The organism is Streptomyces sp. NPDC058701 (assembly GCF_042715295.1).
Classification (GTDB): domain Bacteria; phylum Actinomycetota; class Actinomycetes; order Streptomycetales; family Streptomycetaceae; genus Streptomyces.
The window spans coordinates 109,232-132,310 of sequence record NZ_JBHXSY010000011.1; the positions used below are offsets into that span (position 1 = coordinate 109,232).

At 73.9% G+C, this 23,079-nt stretch carries 19 protein-coding genes and 1 pseudogene; 12 read left to right on the plus strand and 8 right to left on the minus strand.

Annotation, left to right across the window (positions count from 1 at the left end; translation table 11 throughout):
• Positions 1–41 precede the first annotated feature (41 nt).
• The 7 genes from cysC (at position 42) to ACFWW8_RS14880 (ending at position 6,756) form a co-directional block, all read left to right on the plus strand.
• Positions 42–587: an adenylyl-sulfate kinase gene (gene cysC / locus ACFWW8_RS14850; protein WP_386528335.1), complete on the plus strand. Its 546-nt coding sequence runs from the start codon at positions 42–44 to the stop codon at positions 585–587.
• A complete protein-coding gene (gene cysD / locus ACFWW8_RS14855) occupies positions 584–1,525 on the plus strand; it encodes a sulfate adenylyltransferase subunit CysD (protein WP_386528338.1) in 942 nt (313 codons plus the stop codon). The genes cysC and cysD overlap by 4 nt, the downstream gene beginning before the upstream one ends.
• A gap of 2 nt (positions 1,526–1,527) precedes the next feature.
• Positions 1,528–2,877: a sulfate adenylyltransferase subunit 1 gene (locus tag ACFWW8_RS14860; protein WP_386528340.1), complete on the plus strand. Its 1,350-nt coding sequence runs from the start codon at positions 1,528–1,530 to the stop codon at positions 2,875–2,877.
• A 215-nt stretch (positions 2,878–3,092) separates the two neighbouring features.
• Positions 3,093–4,241 (plus strand): ABC transporter substrate-binding protein, encoded by a 1,149-nt coding sequence (locus ACFWW8_RS14865; RefSeq protein WP_386528342.1) that lies wholly within the window; start codon positions 3,093–3,095, stop codon positions 4,239–4,241.
• Between the two features lie 34 nt (positions 4,242–4,275).
• The gene (locus tag ACFWW8_RS14870) at positions 4,276–5,094 is read left to right on the plus strand and encodes an ABC transporter ATP-binding protein (protein WP_386528344.1); all 819 of its coding nucleotides are present in this window, start codon (positions 4,276–4,278) and stop codon (positions 5,092–5,094) included.
• Positions 5,081–5,983: an ABC transporter permease gene (locus ACFWW8_RS14875; protein WP_386528345.1), complete on the plus strand. Its 903-nt coding sequence runs from the start codon at positions 5,081–5,083 to the stop codon at positions 5,981–5,983. Before ACFWW8_RS14870 ends, ACFWW8_RS14875 begins: the two co-directional genes overlap by 14 nt.
• An 8-nt stretch (positions 5,984–5,991) precedes the next feature.
• Positions 5,992–6,756 (plus strand): sirohydrochlorin chelatase, encoded by a 765-nt coding sequence (locus tag ACFWW8_RS14880; RefSeq protein ID WP_386528348.1) that lies wholly within the window; start codon positions 5,992–5,994, stop codon positions 6,754–6,756.
• Positions 6,757–6,774: 18 nt separating this feature from the next.
• Here ACFWW8_RS14880 and ACFWW8_RS14885 read toward each other — a convergent pair whose 3' ends face one another.
• The 3 genes and pseudogenes from ACFWW8_RS14885 to mgt form a co-directional block, all read right to left on the minus strand.
• On the minus strand, positions 6,775–7,794 hold the full coding sequence (locus ACFWW8_RS14885; RefSeq protein ID WP_386528351.1) for a ketopantoate reductase family protein: 1,020 nt from the start codon (positions 7,792–7,794) through the stop codon (positions 6,775–6,777).
• Between the two features lie 163 nt (positions 7,795–7,957).
• A complete protein-coding gene (locus ACFWW8_RS14890) occupies positions 7,958–8,533 on the minus strand; it encodes a DUF1697 domain-containing protein (protein WP_386528353.1) in 576 nt (191 codons plus the stop codon).
• A 20-nt stretch (positions 8,534–8,553) separates the two neighbouring features.
• A pseudogene (mgt, locus tag ACFWW8_RS14895) lies at positions 8,554–9,791 on the minus strand (macrolide-inactivating glycosyltransferase).
• A 454-nt stretch (positions 9,792–10,245) separates the two neighbouring features.
• Between mgt and ACFWW8_RS14900 the strand changes: the two are divergent.
• Together ACFWW8_RS14900 and ACFWW8_RS14905 are read left to right on the plus strand one after the other, a co-directional pair.
• Positions 10,246–10,911 carry an HAD family hydrolase gene (locus ACFWW8_RS14900; RefSeq protein WP_386528568.1) on the plus strand — a complete coding sequence of 222 codons (666 nt, stop codon included), beginning with the start codon at positions 10,246–10,248 and terminating at the stop codon, positions 10,909–10,911.
• Positions 10,912–10,999: 88 nt separating this feature from the next.
• Positions 11,000–11,851, plus strand: a complete 852-nt coding sequence (locus ACFWW8_RS14905; protein ID WP_386528356.1) for a phosphotransferase — start codon at positions 11,000–11,002, stop codon at positions 11,849–11,851.
• Positions 11,852–11,936: 85 nt separating this feature from the next.
• On the opposite strand, the gene ACFWW8_RS14910 is transcribed toward ACFWW8_RS14905, so the two are convergent.
• Entirely contained in the window at positions 11,937–12,650 is a 714-nt protein-coding gene (locus ACFWW8_RS14910; RefSeq protein ID WP_386528359.1) for a 3'-5' exonuclease, read from the minus strand.
• A gap of 257 nt (positions 12,651–12,907) precedes the next feature.
• On the minus strand, positions 12,908–14,173 hold the full coding sequence (locus ACFWW8_RS14915) for an SAV2148 family HEPN domain-containing protein (protein WP_386528362.1): 1,266 nt from the start codon (positions 14,171–14,173) through the stop codon (positions 12,908–12,910).
• Between the two features lie 274 nt (positions 14,174–14,447).
• Between ACFWW8_RS14915 and glgX the strand changes: the two genes are divergently transcribed.
• Positions 14,448–16,562, plus strand: coding sequence for a glycogen debranching protein GlgX (gene glgX, locus ACFWW8_RS14920; RefSeq protein ID WP_386528364.1), 2,115 nt, complete (start codon positions 14,448–14,450; stop codon positions 16,560–16,562).
• A 79-nt stretch (positions 16,563–16,641) separates the two neighbouring features.
• Here the strand turns inward: glgX and ACFWW8_RS14925 are convergent, their stop codons facing one another.
• Positions 16,642–17,922, minus strand: a complete 1,281-nt coding sequence (locus ACFWW8_RS14925; protein ID WP_386528366.1) for an MFS transporter — start codon at positions 17,920–17,922, stop codon at positions 16,642–16,644.
• An 82-nt stretch (positions 17,923–18,004) separates the two neighbouring features.
• On the opposite strand from ACFWW8_RS14925, the gene treY reads away from it, so the two are divergent.
• Together treY and ACFWW8_RS14935 are read left to right on the plus strand one after the other, a co-directional pair.
• Positions 18,005–20,380 carry a malto-oligosyltrehalose synthase gene (treY, locus tag ACFWW8_RS14930; RefSeq protein WP_386528368.1) on the plus strand — a complete coding sequence of 792 codons (2,376 nt, stop codon included), beginning with the start codon at positions 18,005–18,007 and terminating at the stop codon, positions 20,378–20,380.
• A 141-nt stretch (positions 20,381–20,521) separates the two neighbouring features.
• Positions 20,522–21,832, plus strand: coding sequence for a M14 family zinc carboxypeptidase (locus tag ACFWW8_RS14935; RefSeq protein ID WP_386528371.1), 1,311 nt, complete (start codon positions 20,522–20,524; stop codon positions 21,830–21,832).
• On the opposite strand, the gene ACFWW8_RS14940 is transcribed toward ACFWW8_RS14935, so the two are convergent.
• Both ACFWW8_RS14940 and ACFWW8_RS14945 read right to left on the minus strand, forming a co-directional pair.
• A complete protein-coding gene (locus ACFWW8_RS14940) occupies positions 21,829–22,317 on the minus strand; it encodes a GNAT family N-acetyltransferase (RefSeq protein ID WP_386528374.1) in 489 nt (162 codons plus the stop codon). The genes ACFWW8_RS14935 and ACFWW8_RS14940 overlap by 4 nt on opposite strands.
• A gap of 90 nt (positions 22,318–22,407) precedes the next feature.
• Positions 22,408–22,971 (minus strand): DUF1707 and FHA domain-containing protein, encoded by a 564-nt coding sequence (locus ACFWW8_RS14945; RefSeq protein ID WP_386528376.1) that lies wholly within the window; start codon positions 22,969–22,971, stop codon positions 22,408–22,410.
• Positions 22,972–23,079: the final 108 nt, after the last annotated feature.

The window sequence follows — 23,079 nt, forward strand, 5'->3', positions numbered from 1 at the left end:
CGACACCCCCCACTCGTACGGAACCGACGGAGAAGAACCAGATGAGCGTGAGCGACCAGGGCGCCACCGTGTGGCTGACCGGGCTGCCGAGCGCCGGCAAGACCACGATCGCCTACGCGCTGGCCGAGCGGCTGCGCGCCGGCGGCCGCCGCGTGGAGGTGCTCGACGGGGACGAGATCCGCGAGTTCCTCTCCGCCGGACTCGGCTTCAGCCGGGAGGACCGGCACACGAACGTGCAGCGGATCGGCTTCGTCGCCGAACTCCTCGCGAGCAACGGCGTCACGGCGCTCGTGCCCGTGATCGCGCCGTTCGCGGACAGCCGCGAGGCGGTCCGCAAGCGGCACGCCGCCGAGGGCACCCCGTATCTGGAGGTCCACGTGGCCACGCCGGTCGAGGTCTGCTCGGAGCGTGACGTGAAGGGCCTGTACGCCAAGCAGGCGGCGGGCGAGATCTCCGGTCTGACCGGGGTCGACGACCCGTACGAGGCCCCGGAGTCCCCGGACCTCCGCATCGAGTCGCACACGCAGTCCGTGCGGGAGTCGGCCTCGGCCCTGCACGCGCTGCTCACCGAGAGGGGTCTGGCATGACCACGGCCGCACACCTGCACACCGATTCCGGCTCCGACGCCCCGTACGCGCTGTCGCACCTGGACGCGCTCGAGTCGGAGGCCGTGCACATCTTCCGCGAGGTGGCGGGCGAGTTCGAGAAGCCGGTGGTCCTCTTCTCCGGCGGCAAGGACTCCATCGTCATGCTCCACCTGGCGCTGAAGGCGTTCGCGCCGGCGCCGGTCCCCTTCACGCTTCTGCACGTCGACACGGGCCACAACTTCCCCGAGGTGCTGGAGTACCGCGACCGCACGGTCGCCCAGCACGGTCTGCGCCTGCACGTGGCGTCCGTCCAGGACTACATCGACGCGGGCAAGCTGCGCGAGCGCCCCGACGGCACCCGCAACCCGCTCCAGACCCTGCCGCTGACGGAGGCGATCCAGAGCCACCGGTTCGACGCGGTCTTCGGCGGCGGCCGCCGCGACGAGGAGAAGGCCCGCGCCAAGGAGCGCGTCTTCTCCCTGCGCGACGAGTTCTCCCAGTGGGACCCGCGCCGCCAGCGCCCCGAGCTGTGGCAGCTGTACAACGGCCGCCACGCCCCGGGCGAGCACGTGCGCGTCTTCCCGCTCTCCAACTGGACCGAGCTGGACGTCTGGCAGTACATCGCCCGCGAGGGCATCGAGCTGCCGGAGATCTACTTCGCCCACGAGCGCGAGGTGTTCCAGCGGAGCGGCATGTGGCTGACGGCGGGCGAGTGGGGCGGCCCCAAGGAGAGCGAGACGCCCGAGAGGCGTCTCATCCGCTACCGCACCGTCGGCGACATGTCCTGCACCGGCGCCGTCGACTCCGACGCCGCCACGCTGGACGCCGTGATCGCCGAGATCGCCGTCTCCCGCCTCACCGAGCGCGGAGCGACCCGCGCCGACGACAAGATGTCCGAGGCCGCGATGGAAGACCGCAAGCGCGAAGGGTACTTCTAGACATGACCAGCACCACCGATCAGGTCGCCAACCTGGCCGACCTCGCAGCGACCACCCTGCTGCGCTTCGCGACCGCCGGTTCCGTCGACGACGGCAAGTCCACCCTGGTGGGCCGGCTGCTGCACGACTCGAAGTCGGTCCTGACCGACCAGATGGAGGCCGTCGAGGCGGTCTCCGCCCAGCGCGGCCAGGAGGCTCCCGACCTCGCGCTGCTCACCGACGGCCTGCGGGCCGAGCGGGAGCAGGGCATCACCATCGACGTCGCGTACCGCTACTTCGCCACCGCGCGGCGCCGGTTCATCCTCGCGGACACCCCCGGGCACGTGCAGTACACCCGGAACATGGTCACCGGCGCCTCCACCGCCGACCTGGCCGTGGTCCTGGTCGACGCCCGCAACGGCGTGATCGAGCAGACCCGCCGGCACGCGGCCGTCGCGGCCCTGCTGCGCGTCCCGCACGTGGTCCTGGCCGTCAACAAGATGGACCTGGTGGACTACGCCGAGTCGGTCTTCGCCGCGATCGCCGAGGAGTTCACCGCGTACGCCTCCGACCTGGGCGTCCCGGAGATCACCGCCATCCCGATCTCGGCCCTGGCCGGGGACAACGTGGTCGAGCCGTCCGCGAACATGGACTGGTACGGCGGCCCCACGGTGCTGGAGCACCTGGAGACCGTCCCGGTCAGCCACGACCTGACCGCGTGCCCCGCGCGCTTCCCGGTCCAGTACGTGATCCGCCCGCAGTCCGCGGAGCACCCGGACTACCGCGGCTACGCGGGCCAGATCGCCTCCGGCGTGCTGCGCGTCGGCGAGGCCGTGACGGTCCTGCCGTCGGGCCGCACCAGCACCATCGAGGGCATCGACGCGCTCGGCGAGAGCGTCGACATCGCGTGGGCGCCGCAGTCGGTGACGTTGCGGCTGAAGGACGACATCGACATCTCGCGCGGCGACCTGATCGCGCCGTCCGCGAGCGCCCCGGCCACCACGCAGGACGTCGAGGCGACGGTCTGCCACGTGGCGGACCAGCCGCTGGCCGTCGGCGCGCGGGTGCTGATCAAGCACACGACGCGCACGGTCAAGGCGATCGTCAAGGAGATCCCCTCGCGGCTGACCCTGGACGACCTGTCCCAGCACCCGGATCCCGGGCAGCTGGTGGCCAACGACATCGGCCGCGTCGTCGTCCGCACCGCCGAGCCGCTCGCGCTCGACGCGTACGCCGACTCGCGCCGCACCGGGTCCTTCCTGCTGATCGACCCGGCCGACGGTACGACCCTGGCGGCCGGCATGGCGGGCGAGTCGTTCGCCTCCCAGGCCGAGACGACCGTCCAGGCGGACGAGGAAGGGTGGGACTTCTAACCCATGCTGTCCGACATCTACTCGACCTTCGCCAAGGAGGGCGGCCGTGTGGGCAGCGGCTCCCTCGGCAGCGGCCAGGGAGGGGTGGCGCGATGTGCGCGATGACGTACGCGCACCGCATGCGCGCCCACACCCCCCACGTGCCGTACCCGTCCCCGCTCGACAGACGAAGACCTGCGTCGTGATCGCACGGCGCTCCGAGAGGAAACCCTCCCGTGCCTGCCACCGGTACCACCACTCGTACTGCGCTTTCCCGTAAGGCCGGCCTGCGCCGCGGCATCGTCGCCGCTGCCGCCCTGCCGCTCCTGGTCGGTGCGCTCGCCTCCTGCGGCTACGGCTCCGAGGCCGCGAAGGACGAGCCGAAGGACAAGGCCGCCAACGTGGCCGACGCCAAGAAGCTCTCCGCCTCCGAGGTCCGCCTCGGATACTTCCCGAACCTGACGCACGCCACCGCCCTGGTCGGCCTCCAGGAGGGCCTGATCCAGAAGGAACTGAGCGGCACCACGATCAAGCCGCAGGCCTTCAACGCCGGCCCGTCCGAGATCGAGGCCCTCAACGGCGGCTCTCTCGACATCGGCTTCATCGGCCCCTCTCCGTCGATCAACGGCTACGTCAAGTCCAAGGGCTCCAACCTGCGGATCATCTCCGGCTCCGCCTCGGGCGGCGTCAAGCTCGTCGTGAACCCGGCGAAGATCAAGACCCTGGACGACCTCAAGGGCAAGAAGATCGCCACCCCGCAGAAGGGGAACACGCAGGACGTCGCGTTCCTCAACTGGATCTCCGAGAAGGGCTGGACGGTCGACCCGGAGTCCGGCAAGGGCGACGTCTCCGTGGTCCGTACGGACAACAAGGTCACCCCGGACGCCTTCAAGCAGGGCTCGATCGACGGCGCCTGGGTGCCGGAGCCCACGGCCTCCAAGCTCGTCTCCGACGGCGCGGCCGTCCTCCTCGACGAGACCGACCTGTGGCCCGACAAGAAGTTCGTCATCACGAACATCATCGTGTCGCAGAAGTTCCTCAAGGAGCACCCGGACGTGGTCGAGGCCGTGCTCAGGGGCACGGTGAAGACCAACGAGTGGATCAACGCCAACCCGGACAAGGCGAAGGCGTCCGCCAACGCCAAGCTGGCGGCGGAGGGCGGCAAGCCGCTGGACGCCAAGATCATCGATCCGGCGTGGCCGAGCATCGCGATCACCGACGACCCGCTGGCGTCGACGCTGAAGACACAGTCCGAGTGGGCGGTCAAGGCCAAGCTCATCGAGCAGCCCGACCTGGCCGGCATCTACGACCTGACGCTCCTGAACAAGGTGCTCAAGTCCGCGGGCAAGCCCGAGGTCTCCGACGCCGGTCTCGGCGCCAAGTAACCCCGTAGTCCAGCAAACCCAGGAGGTGACGACCATGGCCACGACGCTTGCCAAGGCTGCCGAGGGCACCGTAGCGGAGCAGCACGCGCACGCCGCGCGCATCGAGCACGTCTCGAAGTCCTTCTCCGGCCCGGCCGGATCACAGCTCGTCCTGGACGACATCAGCCTCGATGTCGCTCCCGGGGAGTTCGTCACCATCCTGGGGGCCTCGGGGTGTGGCAAGTCCACCCTGCTGAACCTGGTCGCCGGTCTGGACAAGCCGTCCGCGGGGTCCATCGCGACCCCCGGCGGCCGTCCGTCCCTCATGTTCCAGGAGCACGCCCTCTTCCCGTGGCTGACCGCGGGCAAGAACATCGAACTCGCCCTGCGCCTGCGCGGGGTGGCCAAGGCCGAGCGCCGTCCGGAGGCGGAGCGGCTGCTGGAGCTGGTCCGCCTCGGCGGCGCGTACGGCAAGCGCGTGCACGAGCTGTCGGGCGGCATGCGCCAGCGCGTCGCCCTCGCCCGGGCCTTGGCCCAGGACAGCCAACTGCTGCTGATGGACGAGCCGTTCGCGGCTCTGGACGCCATCACCCGCGACGTGCTGCACGGCGAGCTCACCCGCATCTGGGACGCTGCGAACACGAGCGGCTCCGCCGGGAACCTGTCGGTCCTCTTCGTCACGCACAACGTGCGCGAGGCCGTGCGGCTCGCGCAGCGCGTGGTCCTGCTCTCCTCGCGTCCCGGCCGGATCGCGAAGGAATGGACCGTGGGCATCCCGCAGCCGCGCCGCATCGAGGACGCGGACGTCGCGGAGCTGTCCCTTGAGATCACTGAACACCTGCGTGGGGAGATCCGCCGCCATGGCCAGCACTGACACCACCCCGAAGGTCGCGGCCAAGGACAAGGCGGACGACCTGGCGGGCCTGGAGGCGGGCCTCGACGCGCTGGACGCGGTCGAGACCCACCGGACCCCGGTCCGCGAGGTCCTCGTCAAGAAGGTCCTGCCGCCGCTGCTGGCCGTCGGACTCGTCCTCCTGGTCTGGCAGATCCTCGTCGCGGCGAAGGTCACCGACGAGACCAAGCTCCCCGCCCTCTCCGCCGTGTGGGACAGCCTGGCCGACATGTGGGTCAAGGGCACGCTGCTGGAGGTCATCTGGACCAGCGTCTCGCGGGGTCTGCTCGGCTTCCTGCTGGCCCTGGCCATCGGGACGCCGCTCGGCCTGATCGTCGCCCGGGTGAAGTTCGTCCGCGCCGCGATCGGACCGATCCTGCAGGGCCTGCAGTCCCTGCCCTCGGTGGCCTGGGTGCCGCCGGCCGTGCTCTGGTTCGGCCTCAACGACGCCATGATGTACACCGTGATCCTGCTGGGCGCGGTCCCGTCGATCGCCAACGGCCTCGTGTCCGGCATCGACCAGGTCCCGCCGCTGTTCCTGCGGGCCGGCCGTACCCTGGGCGCCACCGGCCTGCGCGGCGCACGGCACATCGTCATGCCGGCCGCGCTGCCCGGCTACCTGGCAGGCCTGAAGCAGGGCTGGGCCTTCTCCTGGCGCTCGCTGATGGCCGCCGAGATCATCGCCAGCTCCCCGGACCTGGGCCTCGGTCTCGGCCAGCTGCTGGAGAACGGCCGCAACAACATCGACCTGCCGGGCGTGTTCCTCGCGATCCTGCTGATCCTGGTGGTCGGCATCGCCATCGACCTGCTGATCTTCAGCCCGGTCGAGCGGTGGGTGCTGCGCACCCGCGGCCTGCTGGTCAAGAGCTGAGCACCGCCATGCGCCGCGCACGACCCGTCCTGCTGGTCATCGCCCACGGCAGCCGCGACCCGCGGCACGCGGCGACCGTGCACGCCCTCACCCGGCGTGCGCGGGAGCTGCGGCCCGGGCTGCGGGTGGAGACGGCCTTCCTGGACTTCAACGCCCCGCGCGTCGACCAGGTGCTGTCCGCGCTCCACGCCTCCGGTGTCCGGGAGGTGGTGGCCCTGCCGCTCCTCCTGACCCGGGCCTTCCACGCCAAGGCCGACGTCCCGGCCGTGCTGTCGGAGTCGACGGCCCGGCTGCCGGGGCTCACGGTGCGGGTGGCCGAGGTCCTCGGCCCGTCCCCGCTGCTCCTCTCGGCCCTCGAACGCCGGCTCGCCGAAGCCGGCGTCACCCCGGCGGACCGCGCCACCACCGCGGTGGTGCTCGCGTCCGCCGGTTCCTCCGACCCGGAGGCGATCGCAGTGATCGCTGAAACCGCGCGGGAGTGGCGGCACACCGGTTGGTGCGCCGTGCGGCCTGCGTTCGCCTCCGCCGCCCTGCCCCGTACGGAGGACGCCGTACGGGAGCTGCGCGCCGAGGGCCACCACCGCGTGGTGGTGGCCCCGTACGTCATCGCCCCCGGCCGGCTCCCGGACCGCATCGTGACCGGTGCGCGGGCCGCGGGCGCGGACCGCGTCGCGGACGTGCTCGGCGCGGCCCCGGAGCTGGCCCGCCTGCTGCTGCACCGCTACGACGCGGCCGCCCGCCTGCCGGTCAGCCTGCGGACGCTGGTGGCGTAGGCCGTAGCGCCGTACCGGTCAGGCCGTCTCCGTGGGGTCGCGCCGGGACGCCGCCTCGTCCGCCAGAGCCGTCAGGTCCGCGATCGACATCGCGCCCGGCGGCAGCCCCTCGCGGGCGAAGATGTTGGCCGCGTGCCGCAGCACGTCGTTGACCGGTGTCGGCACCCCGTGCAGCCGTCCCAGCAGGGAGACCTCCCCGTTGAGGTAGTCGGCCTCCACCGAGCCGGTCCCGCGCGCCAGGCTCTGCCACGACGAGCCGCCGCGGACCCCGGCGGGCTGCTCGACCTTGCCGTCGCGGGCGTCCGCCTGCTCGGCCTCGGAGGCGTACGGGATGCCCGCCGCGAGGAAGGCCGCCTCGGCCTCGCGGACGGCCCGCAGGAGCAGGGCCGCCTTGGCCGGGTCGGGCTCGGGGCCGGTCGTCGCCTGGATCGCGTTGCCCAGGTTGCCCAGCAGCTTCGCGTGCTTCCAGCGCATCACGTCCGCGACCACGGGCGCCTCGAACCCGGCCTTCACGAGGTCCGCGGCGACGGCCGCGGCCGTCGCGTCGGCTCCGCCGGCCGCCTGCCCCAGGTGCAGGACGCCGGTCAGCGGCGCGCACAGGGCGGAGACCACGCCCGGCTCCAGGAAGGTGGAGGGCAGCCAGACGCACACCCCGTAGACCCGGGCGAAGCGCCGCAGGGCGAGGCGCTCGCTCTCCACGCCGTTCTGCGCGCAGAACACGGGCAGCCGCTGGGCGGCCGTGCCGCCGCCGGAGACCTCGGCGTCGCCCCACGCGTCGAGCGCGGCGATCGCGTCCTGCGTCTTGACGGTCAGCAGCAGCACGTCGTCGGGGCGCAGTTCGCCCAGCTCGGCGGGTTCGCCGACGACGGGCAGCCGGTGCACGCGGGTCCCGTCGGCCGTCGTGAGCCGCAGTCCGTCCGCCCGGAGGGCGTCCGCGTGCGCGCCGCGCGCGACGAGGACGACCTCGCCGCCCGCCTCCGCGAGCCGTCCGCCGATGGTGGCGCCTACCGCGCCCGCGCCGATGATGATGTACCGCATGCCCCGAGCCTGGCACACCCCGTGTCCGCGGGAGCCGCCGGGGCGGTACCCTCCGGGCCGCCGTGCCCGAACCGCCGTGACCGAACCGGCTCCGCGGCGGGCCGCGTTCGGTCGGGTTCGGTTGGGTTCGGTCGGGACAGGCTCGGATTCGGTCGGGGCAGGGTCAGGCCGGGCCAGGCTCCCGGGTCAGCTCGACGAGCTTGGCGACCGTGTTCCAGTTCCGGGTGGTCGCGTCGATCCCCTTGACGACGGCGGGCCTGGCGAGGGCCTCGGCCAGCTTGGAGCGGCCCAGCCCGTTCGGGGCGTAGAGGTACACGACCCGGTCGCCGACCCGGTACTCCTCCGGGAGGTACGCCGCCGCGTCGAGCCCGGCGAACCGCTCGGGCCCGGGCTGCTCGGAGCAGAACGTGGCGTGCAGCTGCCTGCCCTCCAGCTCGGCGGCCGGGAAGGGGCAGGCCCCGGCGACGGCCCTCAGGTACGCCCCGTCCAGCACCAGGCACGGCACCCGGAAGCCGAAGTGCGCCTCGATGGCGGCCTCCAGCTCCCGGGCGAGCGCCGCCGGGTCCTGCCGTGCACTGCTGAACACGGCGTTGCCGCTCTGCAGGTAGGTCTGCACGCCGCCGTGTCCGAGTCCCTCCAGCACCGCGCGGAGCTCCGCCATGGGGACCTTCCTGCTCCCGCCGACGTTGATCCCGCGCAGCAGCGCGGCGTATGTCACTGCCGAGGCCTTCTTCGTCATGGGGGCACCTTAGGCACCGGCTATGACAGTTCGGCCTCGATGAGGTCGGCGGCCTGCGCCGTGCCGCCCTCCTCGGCCATCCGCGCGCGGACCTCCGCGCAGCGGGCCGCGACCGCGGGGTCCCGGACGAGGCCGCGGACCGCCTCCCGCAGGGTCTCCGCGTCCGCCTCGGCCATCGGGACGTGCCGGGCCACGCCGAGCGAGGCGAGCACGTCGGCGTTGCCGAACTGGTCGACGGCCTGGGGTACGGCGACCATCGGCGTGGCGGTCGCGAGGCCCTCGCGGCTGCCGCCGGCGCCCGCGTGGGTGATGAAGGCGTCGGCCTGGCGCAGGATGTCCTGCTGCGGCACCCAGCGGTGGACCTCGACGTTGGCGGGGACCGGGCCGAGTTCGGCCTCGTCGGTGAAGGCGCCGATCTGGAGGACGACGTGCCAGTCGGGCAGGTCCCCGAAGGCCTCGATGCACGCCCGGTAGAAGGCGGGCTGCTTGGTGAAGGTGGAACCGAGCGAGACCAGCAGGACCTTCCTGCCCTCCGCCGACTCCGGGCGCGTCCAGCCTTCGCGGGCGTCCGTACGGGAGCCCTGGCAGGCGCCGACGAAGGTGTACACGGAGGGGTCGACGCGGTCGGCGTTCGGCTGGAGCACCCGGGGGATCAGGACGATGCTGCGGCGCGGGCGGCCCTGGAAGCGGTCGACGTCCCCGTCGAGGCCGTGCGCGGTCAGCCAGGCGGCGAACCTCGCGTAGTACGCCCGTCCGCGCGCGGACGCCTTCAGCTCGGCGAACAACGGCTCGGCCACCTCTTCCTCGTACCCCTCCCACGCGACGAGGTTCGGGGAGAGGGAGACGGCGGGGACGCCCCAGCCATGGGCGAGCACGGGCGCCGGGTAGGAGGTGATGTCGTGGAGGACGAGGTCCGGTTCGTCGCCGGCGAAGGCGGCGGCGAGTTGCGGGAGCGCCTGGACGGCGTCGTCGAGGAAGGGCTCGATGTTGTCGATGAGTTCGGTGCCCCAGGCGTCGGGGTCGTCGTCGGTGGGGAGGGTGGAGGTCCAGATCACCGGGGTGGCGCCGGTCTCCGCGACCTTCTCGGCGAAGGAGGCGGGGATGGCGTAGCTGACGCGGTGGCCCCGTGCGACGAGCTCCCGCACCACTTCGATGCTCGGGTTCACGTGTCCGTGGGCGGCGATGGAGAACATGGCGATGTGGGCGGGCTTCGCGGGGGTCATGATCCGAGCCTAACGAGACGAGACGTCTCGTGCAGCTAGAAATCCGACCCGCGCCCCGGAAACCCGACCCCGTGTCACGGCCACCACGCCGCCACCCGCACGGTTCCTCCCCGGTACACGGTCCCGCACGGGCGGATCTGGACACGGGGACGGACCGGCACCGTGGGAATGCGCAGAGCGGCGCAGCAGCATGTGGCTTCCCGACGGAGACCGTGGGCGAAGCCGTCGCCGAGCGGGGTCCTCGGCGTGCTCGCCTGCGCGCGGCCGGCCGGGCGGCCTGCGCTGACCGCCTACCCGGCCCGGTCGTTCAGCCCGCGCCTGCCGCTCCCGAAAGCCGGACCGCTCGCCTCGGTGTCCGGTGCGTACGCCCGCAAGGGGAGGTCGCCCGCGCACCGGACGTACACGGGCGATCCGACAACGCGGCGGGCAAGCGCGCCGGACACCGCACGGCAGGAGCGAGTGGTGACGACTCCCCCTAAGGTGGCGGGCATGATCCGCAGCGTCGTGCTCGACATCGGCGAGACCCTGACCCGCGACGACCGCTACTGGGGCAGCTGGGCGGACTGGCTCGGTGTTCCGCGGCACACGGTGTCGGCGCTCGTCGGCGCCGTCGTCGTGGACGGCCGGGACAACTCCGACGCCCTGCGGCTCCTGAAGCCGGGCTTCGATCCGGACGCCGAGTACGCGGCCCGCGAGGCGGCCGGACGGGGCGAGCGGCTCGACGAGAGCGACCTCTACGACGACGTCCGGCCCGCACTCGGCGCCCTGCGCGACCTGGGCGTCCGCGTCGTCGTCGCCGGGAACCAGTCCGCGAAGGCGGGCGACATGCTGCGAGCCCTGCGCCTGCCCGCGGACCTGGTCGTCACCTCCGCCGAGTGGGGCGTCTCCAAACCCGGCCCGGACTTCTTCCACCAGGTCGTCGGCGCCGCCCGGGCCCCCGCCGAGCAGACGCTGTACGTCGGCGACCACCCGCAGAACGACGTCTTCCCCGCGGCCCGGGCCGGTCTGATGACCGCGCACCTGCGCCGCGGGCCGTGGGGCCATTGGTGGGCCGACGACGAAACCGTCCGGCAGGTCGCCGACCACTCCATCGGCTCCCTGCTCGAACTCCCCGGCCTCGTCGACCGGTCACGGGGAAGCGGAGCGCCCGCCTGACCCGCCCCGGTACGGGCGCCGGCGCCGCCCCCGGGGATGCGAGACTGGGCGGATCCACGACGCTGCGGCAAGGGACGAGACGAACGGCATGGACGAGGCGCAGGCCAGGGACGTACTGACGGCGGCGGGCCTCACGGAGCCGCCGGCCCTCCTCGCCTTCGGCGAGAACGCCGTCTTCGCCGTCGGGGACCTGGTGGTGAAGGTCGGCCGGGAGGCGGCGCTGCTGGAGCGCGCCGAACGGGAACTCGCGGTCGCGGGCTGGTTCGCCGCGTCCGGCGTCCCGGCCGTCCGCGCGGCCGAGCCGGAGCCGCGGCTGGTGGACGGGCATCCGCTGACGCTGTGGCACCGGCTCCCGGAGGCGGTCCGGCCGCCCGGCCCACAGGACCTCGCGGCCCTGCTCCGCGCCGTCCACGCGCTGCCCGCACCGCCGTTCGCCCTGCCGCCGCGGGACCTGCTGGGCGGGGTCGAGCGCTGGCTGCGGCTGGCCGGGGACGCCGTCGACCCGGCGGACGCGGCCTACCTGCGGACCCGGCGCGACGCGTACGCCGGCGAGGTCGCGGCGCTGACCCCGTACCTGACCCCGGGCACCGTCCACGGCGACGCCCTGACCCGTAACGTGCACGTGGGCCCGGACGGGCCGGTCCTGGTCGACCTGGAGACGGTCTCCGCCGACCTGCGCGAGCACGACCTGGTGGTGATGGCCCTGTCGCTCGACCGGTACGGCCTGCCCGCGGACGCGTACCGGGAGTTCGTGACGGCGTACGGGTGGGACGTCCGCGACTGGGAGGGCTGCGCGGTCCTGCGCGGGGCCCGCGAGACGGCCAGCTGCGCCTGGGTCTCCCAGCACGCACCGGCCAACCCGGCCGCGCTCGCCGAGTTCCGCCGCCGGGTGGCCTCGCTCCGGGACGGCGACCGGGAACTGCGCTGGCACGCCTTCTAGTCCGGACGGCCCGCCCCGGCGGCCGCGACGGCCCCGGCGACCCCGGCGACCGGTCCGTACCGGCCGGATCCCGCGGCCGGTGCGGTCACCGGCTCCGGGGGATCAGCGGCCAGGCCGGTTCGACCACCGCCGTCGGGTCGGCGGTGCGCCGCAGGTAGGCCTGGAGCGAGACCGACTGCTCGGCGGCGGCGCGCACCTGGAGGTCGTGCAGGTCCGCCAGGGCCATCGCGCCGACGGGCCGGTGCCTCTCGGCCATGCGGCGCACCACCCGGGCCGCGGCCACGGCGTCGGCCTTCGCGTCGTGCGCGTCGTCGAGCGACACGCCGTAGTGGGCGCACAGTGCGTACAGGGCCCGCTTGCCCTTGCGGTACTTGTCGACGTGCTTGTCGATCACCAGCGGGTCGATGACGGGCGAGGGCGCGTCGCCCAGCCGCTCGCTGATCGACGCCACCCCGTGCCGACGGCACTCGCGGTCCAGCAGCGAGAGGTCGTAGCGGGCGTTCATCACCACCAGCGGTGTCCCGGAGCGCAGTCCGTCGGCGACGGCCCGCGCGATCTCCTCGACGGCGGAGATGGCCGGTACGCCGTGCGCCCGGGCGTGCTCCGTCGAGATCCCGTGGATCGCCGACGCCTGCTCGGGTATCGCGATCCCCGGGTCGAGCAGCCAGGTCCGCTCGTCCGCGACGGCGCCGTCCGGGTCCAGCCGTACGACCGCCGCCGTGACGATGCGGTCGGTTTCCACGTCGGTGCCCGTGGTCTCCAGGTCGAAGGCCACCAGCGGCCCGCTGATCCAGCTCATCGCACTGCCCCCGCTCCGGCGGTGACCGCCGGCTGCATCCGGAGCCGTGTCCCCGGCTCCGCGCCGGCCTTCTCCGGGCCGCATCCGATCGGCAGACCGCCGTACCGGTCCCCCGTGCCGTGCCAGTCCTCCACCCCGTGCCCCTCCCCCGTACGCCTTCGGTCAACGGCTTTCAGCCTGACACGGGGCACTGACAAGCCGGACGACGCCCCCCTCACCGCCCCCTCGCCGCCCCCTGCGCCGCGCCCCCGCGGGCGTCACGAAACGGGCCGGGAGTCCTCCCACACCGACTCGAACTCCTCCCGGTACGTCGTGAACAGCCCGTGCTCGGAGTCCTTCGGCACCCCGCGCCCACCGCCGCGCAGGACCAGGACCGGAGCCTCCATGCCCCGGGCCCGCCGCAGGTACGACTGGACCACCGCGATCCCCGAGGACTCCCCCTCCACGAGGTAGGCGGTGAACCGCGGGGTCTCGTCGAAGACGTGGATGTCGAAGCGCGAGGGGTCGCGCAGCCCCGCCCGCACCCGCCGCACGTGCAGGATGTTCATCTCCACCGAGCGGCTCAGCTCACCCTTGCGCAGCCCCAGCTCCCGCTCGCGCCGCTTGACCGCGCTGCTCGCCGGGTTCAGGAACACCAGCCGCACCCGGCAGCCGGCCTCGCTGAGCCGGACGAGTCTTCGGCCCGAGAAGTTCTGCACCAGCAGGTTGAGGCCTATGCCGATCGCGTCCAGCCGGCGGGCGCCGCCGAACAGGTCCTCGGCCGGCAGCTGCCGCTGGAGCCGCACCCGGTCCGGGTGCACCGAGATGACGTCCGCGTACCGGTCGCCCACCAGGTCCTCGACGGCGTCGATCGGCAGCCGGTCGGCCGACGGGCTGCCCGCGCCCCCGCCCAGGACCTCCAGCAGCCGCGCCGAGGCGCGTTCCGCCTGCTCCAGGACCGCGCGCGACAGCGCCCGGTTGCGGGAGACCACGTTCCGCGTGACCTCCAGCTCGTCCAGGGCCAGCTCGACCTCGCGCCGGTCGTCGAAGTACGGCTCGAAGCAGGGCCAGTGCTGGACCATCAGCTCCCGCAGCTGCGGCAGCGTCAGAAAGCTCAGCACGTTGTCGTCGGCCGGGTCGAGCAGGTAGCCCTTGCGCCGGCTGACCTCGCGCACGGCGACGGCCCGCTGCACCCACTCCTGCCCGGCGGGTCCGGCCGCGGCGACCACCCAGTCGTCCCCGCCGTGCACCGGCTCGTAGATCGGCCGCAGCACGGCGCCGACCACCGCCCGCAGGCGCTGCTCGACGAGGTTGAGCCAGATGTACGCCCGGCCCGCGCGCTGGGCCCGGGTGCGGACCTCGCTCCAGGCCTCCGCGCCCCAGTCGAGCTCGGCTCCGGCCCGCACCTCGCGGGCCTCGTCCGGTCCGCCCGCCAGGGAGACCGCTCCGGCCGGGACCCCGGCCGCCCCGCCTCCGGTGGCGTCCGCCGGGCCACCCTCGTGACCACTGTCACCAGGGGGCAGCTCCAGACCTCCCGAGCTCACCCGTGCACCGCCTTCTGCGTCTGGACGCCCGTCTCCAGTGATCACGGAAGGGTACTCCGCGCGCGCGGCCCGTTGCAGCCCGATGGCCCGTACACCGGCCGCCTGTTGACCCATTATCCGATGCCCACACAGTCCGCTGACCCGACCGTCAGCTCTCCGCATCACCCGGTAGGAGCAACCCAAGTCCACGCGTGGGGGGCCACTTTCGGGGAAGATCTGGCAGTGACGTGGTCCAGCCGGATCAGCCGGAGCAGGATGGGAAGAGTCGTTTTCTATGCAGGCATGGCCTGGACAGGCGTATCCGCTGGGTGCCACTTACGACGGCGCCGGCACCAATTTCGCGGTCTACTCCGAGGCCGCCCGCCGCATTGAGCTGTGCCTTCTCCACGACGACGGCTCGGAGACCGCCGTGGAGCTGCGCGAGACGGACGCCTTCGTCCGCCACGCCTACCTGCCCGGCATCATGCCGGGCCAGCGGTACGGGTTCCGCGTCCACGGCCCGTACGAGCCCGAGCGCGGGCTGCGCTGCAACGCGGCGAAGCTGCTGCTGGACCCGTACGCCCGCGCCATCGCCGGTCACGTCGACTGGGGCGAACAGGTGTACGGCTACCATTTCGGCCGGCCCGACTCGCGCAACGACCTGGACTCGGCCCCGCACACCATGAGCTCGGTGGTGGTGAACCCCTACTTCGACTGGGCCGACGACCGGCCGCCGCGGCACGAGTACCACCACACCGTGCTGTACGAGGCGCACGTCAAGGGCCTCACCATGCACCACCCGGAGCTCCCCGAGGAGCTGCGCGGCACGTACGGGGCGCTCGCCCACCCGGCGGTCATCGCGCACCTCACCAAGCTCGGCGTGACGGCGCTGGAGCTGATGCCGGTGCACCAGTTCGTCAACGACCACCGCCTGGTCGACGACGGGCTGAGCAACTACTGGGGCTACAACACCATCGGCTTCTTCGCCCCGCACAACGGCTACGCCTCCGGCGACCGCGGCCAGCAGGTACTGGAGTTCAAGTCGGCCGTACGGGCGCTGCACGAGGCCGGGATCGAGGTGATCCTCGACGTCGTCTACAACCACACGGCCGAGGGCAACCACCTGGGCCCGACGCTCTCCTTCCGCGGACTGGACAACGCCTCCTACTACCGGCTGACGGACGACCAGCGGCACTACATGGACACCACGGGCACGGGGAACTCGCTCCTGATGCGGTCCCCGCACGTGCTTCAGCTGATCATGGACTCGCTGCGGTACTGGGTGACCGAGATGCACGTGGACGGTTTCCGCTTCGACCTCGCGGCGACGCTGGCCCGCCAGTTCCACGAGGTGGACCGGCTGTCCTCGTTCTTCGACCTGGTCCAGCAGGATCCGGTGGTCAGCCAGGTGAAGCTGATCGCCGAGCCCTGGGACCTCGGCGAGGGCGGCTACCAGGTAGGCAACTTCCCGCCGCTGTGGACGGAGTGGAACGGGAAGTACCGCGACACCGTACGGGACCTGTGGCGCGGGCAGCCGCGCACGCTGGCCGAGTTCGCCGGGCGGCTGACGGGCTCCTCGGACCTCTACCAGGACGACGGGCGGCGTCCGCTGGCCTCCATCAACTTCACGACCTGCCACGACGGCTTCACCCTGAACGACCTCGTGTCCTACAACGACAAGCACAACGAGGCCAACCGGGAGGGCAACCGGGACGGGGAGACCCACAACCGGTCGTGGAACTGCGGGGTGGAGGGTCCGACCGAGGACCCTGGGGTCCAGGAGCTGCGCGAGCGCCAGATGCGCAACTTCATCGCCACGCTGATGCTGTCGCAGGGCGTGCCGATGCTCAGCCACGGGGACGAGTTCGCCCGTACGCAGGGCGGCAACAACAACGCGTACTGCCAGGACAACGAGCTGGCGTGGGTGAACTGGCCCGAACCGGGCAAACCGGCGCCGTCCCTGCTGGAGTTCACCCGGCGGATGGTGTGGCTGCGCCGCGACCACCCGGTCTTCCGGCGGCGGCGCTTCTTCCACGGCCGGCCGGTGGAGGGGACGCACGACGAGCTGTCCGACATCGCGTGGTTCACCCCGCACGGCGAGGAGATGCGGGCCCGCGACTGGCAGGCGCAGCACGCGAAGGCGCTGACCGTGTTCCTGAACGGGGAGGCGATCTCGGAGCCGGGCACCCGCGGGGAGCGGATCACCGACGACTCGTTCCTGCTGATGTTCAACGCGGGGGCCGATCCGCAGGACTTCACCGTCCCGGCCGGCCACGGCGCGCAGTGGCGCCTGGTCGTGGACACGGCCCGGCCGGAGGTACTGCCACCCGGCACCGGGCCGCAGTTCGCGGCCGGGGACCGGGTGGCCCTGACGGGACGGTGCCTGGTGGTGCTCCAGAGGCCGGCGTAACCGCCTGCGACGGGTCGTCGCGGCGGGCGCCGTTTGCAGTGGGCCGCTGCGGCGGGTCGCGCGGACGGCGCCGGGCGCCTCAGCGCCCGGCGGGCGCGGCCGCCTCTCCGAGGACCGGAGAGGCGGTCTTCCGGGCCGGGATGAGGGCCGTGCCGTGGGTCCGGCCGGACGGCACCCGGGTGAGGAGGGCGAGGGTCAGGCACAGCGCGGCCGCGCCGACCGCCACGGCGAAGGCCCCGGCGGGCCCGTACCACTCGGCGAGGCGGCCGCACGCGAAGAGGGCCGTGGCCTGCCCGGCCACCAGGCAGCTGGCGGCGAAGGCCATCGACGCGGAGAGCCCGGCCGGTTCCACGGCCCGCTCGATGAGCGCGAAGGCGGTGATCAGGTGCGGGGCATAGGCGGCGCCGAGGACGGTGACGACGGCGTACAGCGGCCACAGGCTGTCGGTGAACAGCAGCGGCACCGACAGCACCAGGGCCGCGCCGGTGGCCGCGCACCAGCGCAGCCGCAGCCCGAAGCGGGCCGGGAGGGCGCCCAGGGCGAGCCCCACGACGGCGCTGACGACCCCCATCGCGGAGTAGACGACGGCCGCCTGGTCGGGAACGCCCAGCCGGATGGTGAGCGCGGCGATCCCCGCCTGGCAGGCGCCGAACATGACGCCCTGGAGGGCGAGCGAGCCCCGTACGGCGTAGACCACGCCGGGCGGACGGGCCCGGTCCCCGGCGGTGCGGGCCGGCGCGGGAGACCCGGCCGTGACGGCGGCGGTCGGGTGCAGCGCGTAGGCGGTGCCGAAGACGGCGACGAGCCCGGCGGCGCCGCCGAGGGCCACGGCCGGGTGGGCGAGCAGTGCCGCGAGGCCCACGAGGGCGGGCCCGAGGACGAACGAGACCTCGTCCAGGGTGCCTTCGAGTGCATGGACGGCGCCCACGACGCTCTCGTCGGAATCGGCACGGCGGGCCAAGGCCACGGACCGGGTCCGGGCGAGCGGTCCGATCAGCGGTACGGAGGCGCCGGTGACGGCTCCGAGCACGGCCAGCGGGACCGTGGCGAGGTGCGTGAGCGCCCCGGCGACCAGGGCGGCCGTGGCCAGCGCGTTGACGGCGGCGGCGGTGAGGACCACGCGCCGCTGCCCGTACCAGTCGGCGAGCCTGCCGAGCAGGGGGCCGCAGAGCACCTGACCCACGGAGAGGGAGCCGCCGACGATGCCGGCGGTGGCGAGGGAGCCACTGGTCTCGGCGACCAGGAGGAAGCTTCCGAACTGGGACATCGCGACGGGCAGTCGGGCGAAGAACGACACGAAGGGGAGTAGGGGCCCGGTCAGGGCGATGACGTTTCGATAGGTGTTGACGGTTCCAACCACTTGAGCAACGTTAACCCGCCGCAGTCACCCGGATGCATTGGGTCATGGCACGGAATCCGGCAGGCTGGGTACGTACGTTCTCATGAGCCAGCCGCAGTCAAGCCTCCGTTCGGAATCTGATGTTCCGGAACCCGTCACTCCGGCGTCGACCTACCGCCTCCAGCTGCGCCCGGAGTTCCCCTTCGAGGCGGCCGGGGCCGTCGTGCCCCACCTCGCCTCCCTCGGCGTGTCCCACCTGCACCTCTCCCCCGTGCTGGAGGCCGTGCCCGGCTCGGCCCACGGGTACGACGTCACCGACCACTCCCGGGTCCGGGCGGAGCTGGGCGGCGAGCCCGGTCTGCGGGCGCTCGCGGCGACCGCCCGGGCGCACGGGCTCGGCCTGGTCCTGGACATCGTGCCGAACCACATGGCGGTGCCGTCGCCGCTGCGGCTGAACCGCCCGCTGTGGGAGGTGCTGCGGGACGGGCCGGACTCCCCGTACGCCCGCTGGTTCGACATCGACTGGGAGGCGGGCGGCGGGCAGGTCCTGCTGCCCGTGCTCCCCGGGCCGGCCGCCGACTGCGCGCTCGTGGTGGACGGGGACGTGCTGCGCCACGGGGAACAGGAGTTCCCCCTGCGCGAGGGCACCGCGGGCCTGGAGCTGCCCGAGCTGCTGGCCGCCCAGTGGTACCGGCCCGCCTGGTGGCGGGAGGCCCGCACCGCCCTCAACTACCGTCGGTTCTTCACGATCTCGGAGCTGATCGGGGTCCGGGTCGAGGACCCGGAGGTGTTCGCGGCCACCCACGCCAAGGTGCTGGAGCTGGTCCGGGACGGGGTCGTGGAGGGGCTCCGGGTCGACCACGTGGACGGGCTGGCGGACCCCGGGGAGTACCTGCGGCGGCTGCGGGGCGCCGCCGGGCCGCGCTGCTGGGTGGTGGTGGAGAAGATCCTGGCCCGCGACGAGCGGCTGCCGTCCGCCTGGCCGGTCGCGGGGACCACCGGGTACGACGCGCTGCACCGGGTGGACGGGGTGTTCACCGACCCGGCGGGCGCCGCCGAACTCGCCCGGTGCTATGCCGGCTTCACCGGGACGGCGCCGTGGGAGCGGACGGCCGCGGCCGCCGCGCGGGAGGTGCTGACCGGTGACCTGGCCGCCGAACTGGCCGCGCTGGAGCGCATGGCCGGCCCGGACCTCGGTCCGGCGGTGCGGGAGCTGCTCATCGCCTATCCCGTCTACCGGCCCTATCCCGAGGCTCCGGAGCCCGACCCGGGCGCCGTGGAACGGGCCGCCGCGGCGCTCGCGGCGGCCGGCGAGGACGCGGGCACGGGCGGGGAGGACCCGGCCGGGAGGGACGCGGTCGAATTGAACGCGGGCGGGGAGGACGCCGGCGGCGGGAGCGCCGCCGGCGGCAAGGACGCCCTGGGCCGAGTACGCGAGCTGCTGCTGCACCGGCCCGCCTTCGCCGCCCGCTTCGCCCAGACCTCGGCGGCGCTGCGCGCCAAGTCCCTGGAGGACCGGGCCTTCTACCGGTACGCCCCCCTGCTGTCGGCCACCGAGGTGGGCGGCGAGCCGGGCCACCCGGCCGTCCCGCCCGCGGAGTTCCACGCGTACTGCGCGGCCCTGGCCCGGGACTGGCCCGGGTCCGGCACGGTGCTGTCCACGCACGACACCAAACGCAGCGCGGACGTCCGGGCCCGGATCGCGGCGCTCGCCCAGGCACCGGAGCTGATGGGCCGCCCCGCGGGCGCGGACCCGCAGCTGGCATGGGTGGCCCGGCAGACCGCCCTAGGCCTCGGGGACGCCCCCGAGGCTGCGGACCGCCTGGCGGAGGCCCTGCTCAAGGCGGTCCGCGAGGCCGCCCTGCACACCAGCTGGACGGAGCCGGACGAGGCGTACGAGGCGGCCGTCCCGGAGTACGCCCGGACCGGCGGCGGGCTCCCGCCCGAGCTGGCCGAGGCGGCTCGGGCCAACCTCCTCGGGACGGCGCTGCTGCACCTGGCGATGCCCGGGGTCCCGGAGGTCTACCAGGGCGCCGAGACCGAGTACCGGGCCCTGGTCGACCCCGACAACCGGCGGCCGGCCCGCTTCCCCCGCGAGGCCCTGGCCCGGCTGGACGCGGGAGCCGCCCCGAGCGGCCCCGCCGAGGAGAAGCTCGCCCTCACGGCCGCCGTCCTGCGGCTGCGCCGGGCCCGCCCGTCGCTGTTCGCCGGGTACGCCCCCCTCACCGCCCGGGGGCCGGCGGCGGAGCACTGCCTGGCCTTCGCCCGCTCGCCGGGGCTCGTCGCGGTGGCCACCCGGCTCGCGTACCGGCTGGCGGGGGCCGGAGGCTGGCGCGACACGGTACTGCCCCTTCCGCCGGGCCGGTGGGTCCCGCTGGCCGGGCCGGACGGCGCGCGCGGCGCCCCGTACGCCGGAAAGGCGGCACTGGGTGAACTCCTGGCCGCCCGGCCGGTGGCGCTGCTGCTCCGGCAGGAGTGACCGGGCGGCGGCCGGGCGGGTGTGCGAAGGGCGGCCGGACGACCGGTGCGGACGGCGTGGCCAGGCGGTTCGCGGGGCATTCGGGGAAGTGCGGGGCGCCCGGAGCGGTAGGGGGCGCGCCGGGCGGGCATGGCATCCCCTGTGACCCTCCTTCGCGACATGCACTACCCCACGCCGCTCGAACTCGCGCTGGCCGCCCGCGCGCTGGCGGACGACCATCCCGGCCAGGTCCGGCTCCGCCAAGCGGGCACGTCCCGGGCCGGGCAGCCGCTCTGGGTGCTGTCCGTCGGACCGGCGGACGGCCCCGGCACCGGCCCGGCGGCAGGGGCCCCCGCGGGGCTCGGCCGCAACGTCCTGGTCGTCGCCGGCGCGCACGCCAACGAGCCCGTCGGCGGCGCGACCGCGCTCTCCCTCGCCCGGCACCTGCTGTACGACCCGGGGCCGCGCGCGGGCTGCGGCTGGCACTTCCTGCTCTGCGCCGACCCGGACGGGGCGCGGCTGCACCGCACGCCCCGTCCGTACTCGCTCCTGGAGTACCACCGGCACTTCTTCCGGCCCCCGGGTCCCGAACAGCCCGAGTGGGCGCCGTCCTTACTGCCCCCGGACCGGCTGCCGCCCGAGACCCTGGCCCTGACCGCCCTGATCGACGAGCTGCGGCCGGTCCTTCAGGTCTCGCTGCACGCCACCGACCTCGGCGGCTCCTGGGTGCAGCTCACCCGTGACATACCGGGCCTGGCGGAGCCCTTCGCCAAATCGGCCGCCGAGCTGCGGATCCCGGTGGAGAACGGGGCGTCGGACGCGGCCGGCTGGCTCTCCCCCGGGCCCGGGATCTTCGTGATCCCGGAGCCGGGGAGCGAGGCCGCCGGGGTCTTCCACCCGGAGGACACCCGGCTCAGCACCTGGTACCACGCCGACCGGTACGCCGGGACCACCGCGATCGTCGAGGTCCCCATGTGGGCCTCGGACCTGGTGGACGACCCGGCCCCGCACCCCGATCCGCGCCGGGCCCTGCGGATGCTGTCCGAGCGGCTCACGCAGGACGCCGCGCTGGTGGCAGGGGTGCGCGACGCCACGCGGTCCGGGCAGTCCCCGTACGGCGACCCGGACGCGGCGCCCCTGCTGCGCGCGGTGGACTGGACGCTCGCCCTGATCCCCCGGATCGCCGCCGAGTGGACCGGCCCGGGCGCCCCCACCGAGGCCACCGCCGCGTACGTCGCCAGCATCGACGCGTTCGGGCGGCGGCTGTCGCTGCGCGCCGCGGCGATGCTGCTGCGGGTGCTGCGCGCGCGGGACGACGCGGCGGCGCCGGCCCTCGACCGGCTCGTCACGGGGTGGTGCGAGGAGTTCGCGGCGCGCTTCCAGGCCCGCTGGGTCCCGGTGGCCACGCAGGTCGAGCACCAGTCCCGGACCGTGCTGGCCGCGTACGAACGCCTCGCGGCGAGTCCCCCTTAGGGGGCGGGGGGAGCGGGCGGAGCGGGCGGGGTCCACGTGTACCGGCGCTTGGGGGCGCCGGTGGCGCCGAGCCGGTCGTAGAACCGGACGGCGCCCTCGTTCCACTCGGGGGTCTGCCACTGCACCTCGGCGAGGCCGAGCTCGTCCGCAAGCCCGGCGACCCCGTCCATCAGGGCGGCGCCGAGCCCGTGGCCGCGAGCCTCCTCGGCCAGGTAGAGGCAGTCCATGTGGAGGTGGGAGCGGGCGTCCCAGAAGGCGAACTCGGCGGAGCAGGCGGCGTATCCGGCGACCTCGCCCTCCGGGGTCTCGGCGAGCAGCACCCACAGCCGGGCGCCCTCGGCGAACAGCAGCGGGCCCAGCCGCCCGGCGAGGCCGGGCGGGCGGGGCGCCGCCCTCTCGTAGGCGACGTGCTCGTGGACGAGCTCGACCAGGCGGGGCAGATCGGCGGGGCGCGCGCGGCGCACGACGGGGGTGGTGTGGTCCATGCCGCCATCCTGAGGGGCGCCGCCCGCGCTCCGCACGCGCGGGCCGCCGCACCCATCACCGGACCCGCGGGATACCGGTCCCGGGGCCCGTCAGTTCGCCGCGAGCCGGAAGACCATCTCCCCGAAGCCGATCTGGTCGCCGTCCCGGACCACCGCCGAGCCCGTCACCCGGTGCCCGTTGACCGTGGTCCCGTTGGTGGAGCCCAGGTCCTTCAGCACCCACGCGCCGTCCCGCAGGCTGAGTTCCGCGTGCACCCGGGAGACGGTCTCGTGGGTGAGCCGCAGGCCGCTGCCCGGGTCGCGGCCGATCCGCAGGACGCCCGCGCTCGGGTGCGGGAGCAGCAGCCGGGGCAGTTTCTCCGCGGCCCACGCGCGCCGGACGCCGACCCTCACCGCGGACACCCGGCCCACCCAGCCGAACAGCCGACGGGTCCACGGGCTTTCGCGGCCGCCCCGGCCCTGGAGGTCGGCGGTGAGGACGGCGAGGTCCTCGGAGCGCCGGGCCACCAGGGCGAGTTCCATCCGGCGCAGGAACGTGTCGTGGGACAGCTTGCCGAGGGCAGCGCCCTCCCGGAGCTGGCCCAACGCCCGGTCGCGCTCCGCGTCGGAGAGCCGCGGCGCGGGGAAGGCGGGGAACTCGAAACTCGACGTCACAGGGTGATTGTCGGCCCGTCGGGGGCGGAGTGTCCAGAACTCCCCCGCCCGGCCCGGAATGATGGGCAGGATACGCATGCGGGACACCGCCGGAGACGAGGGGACCGT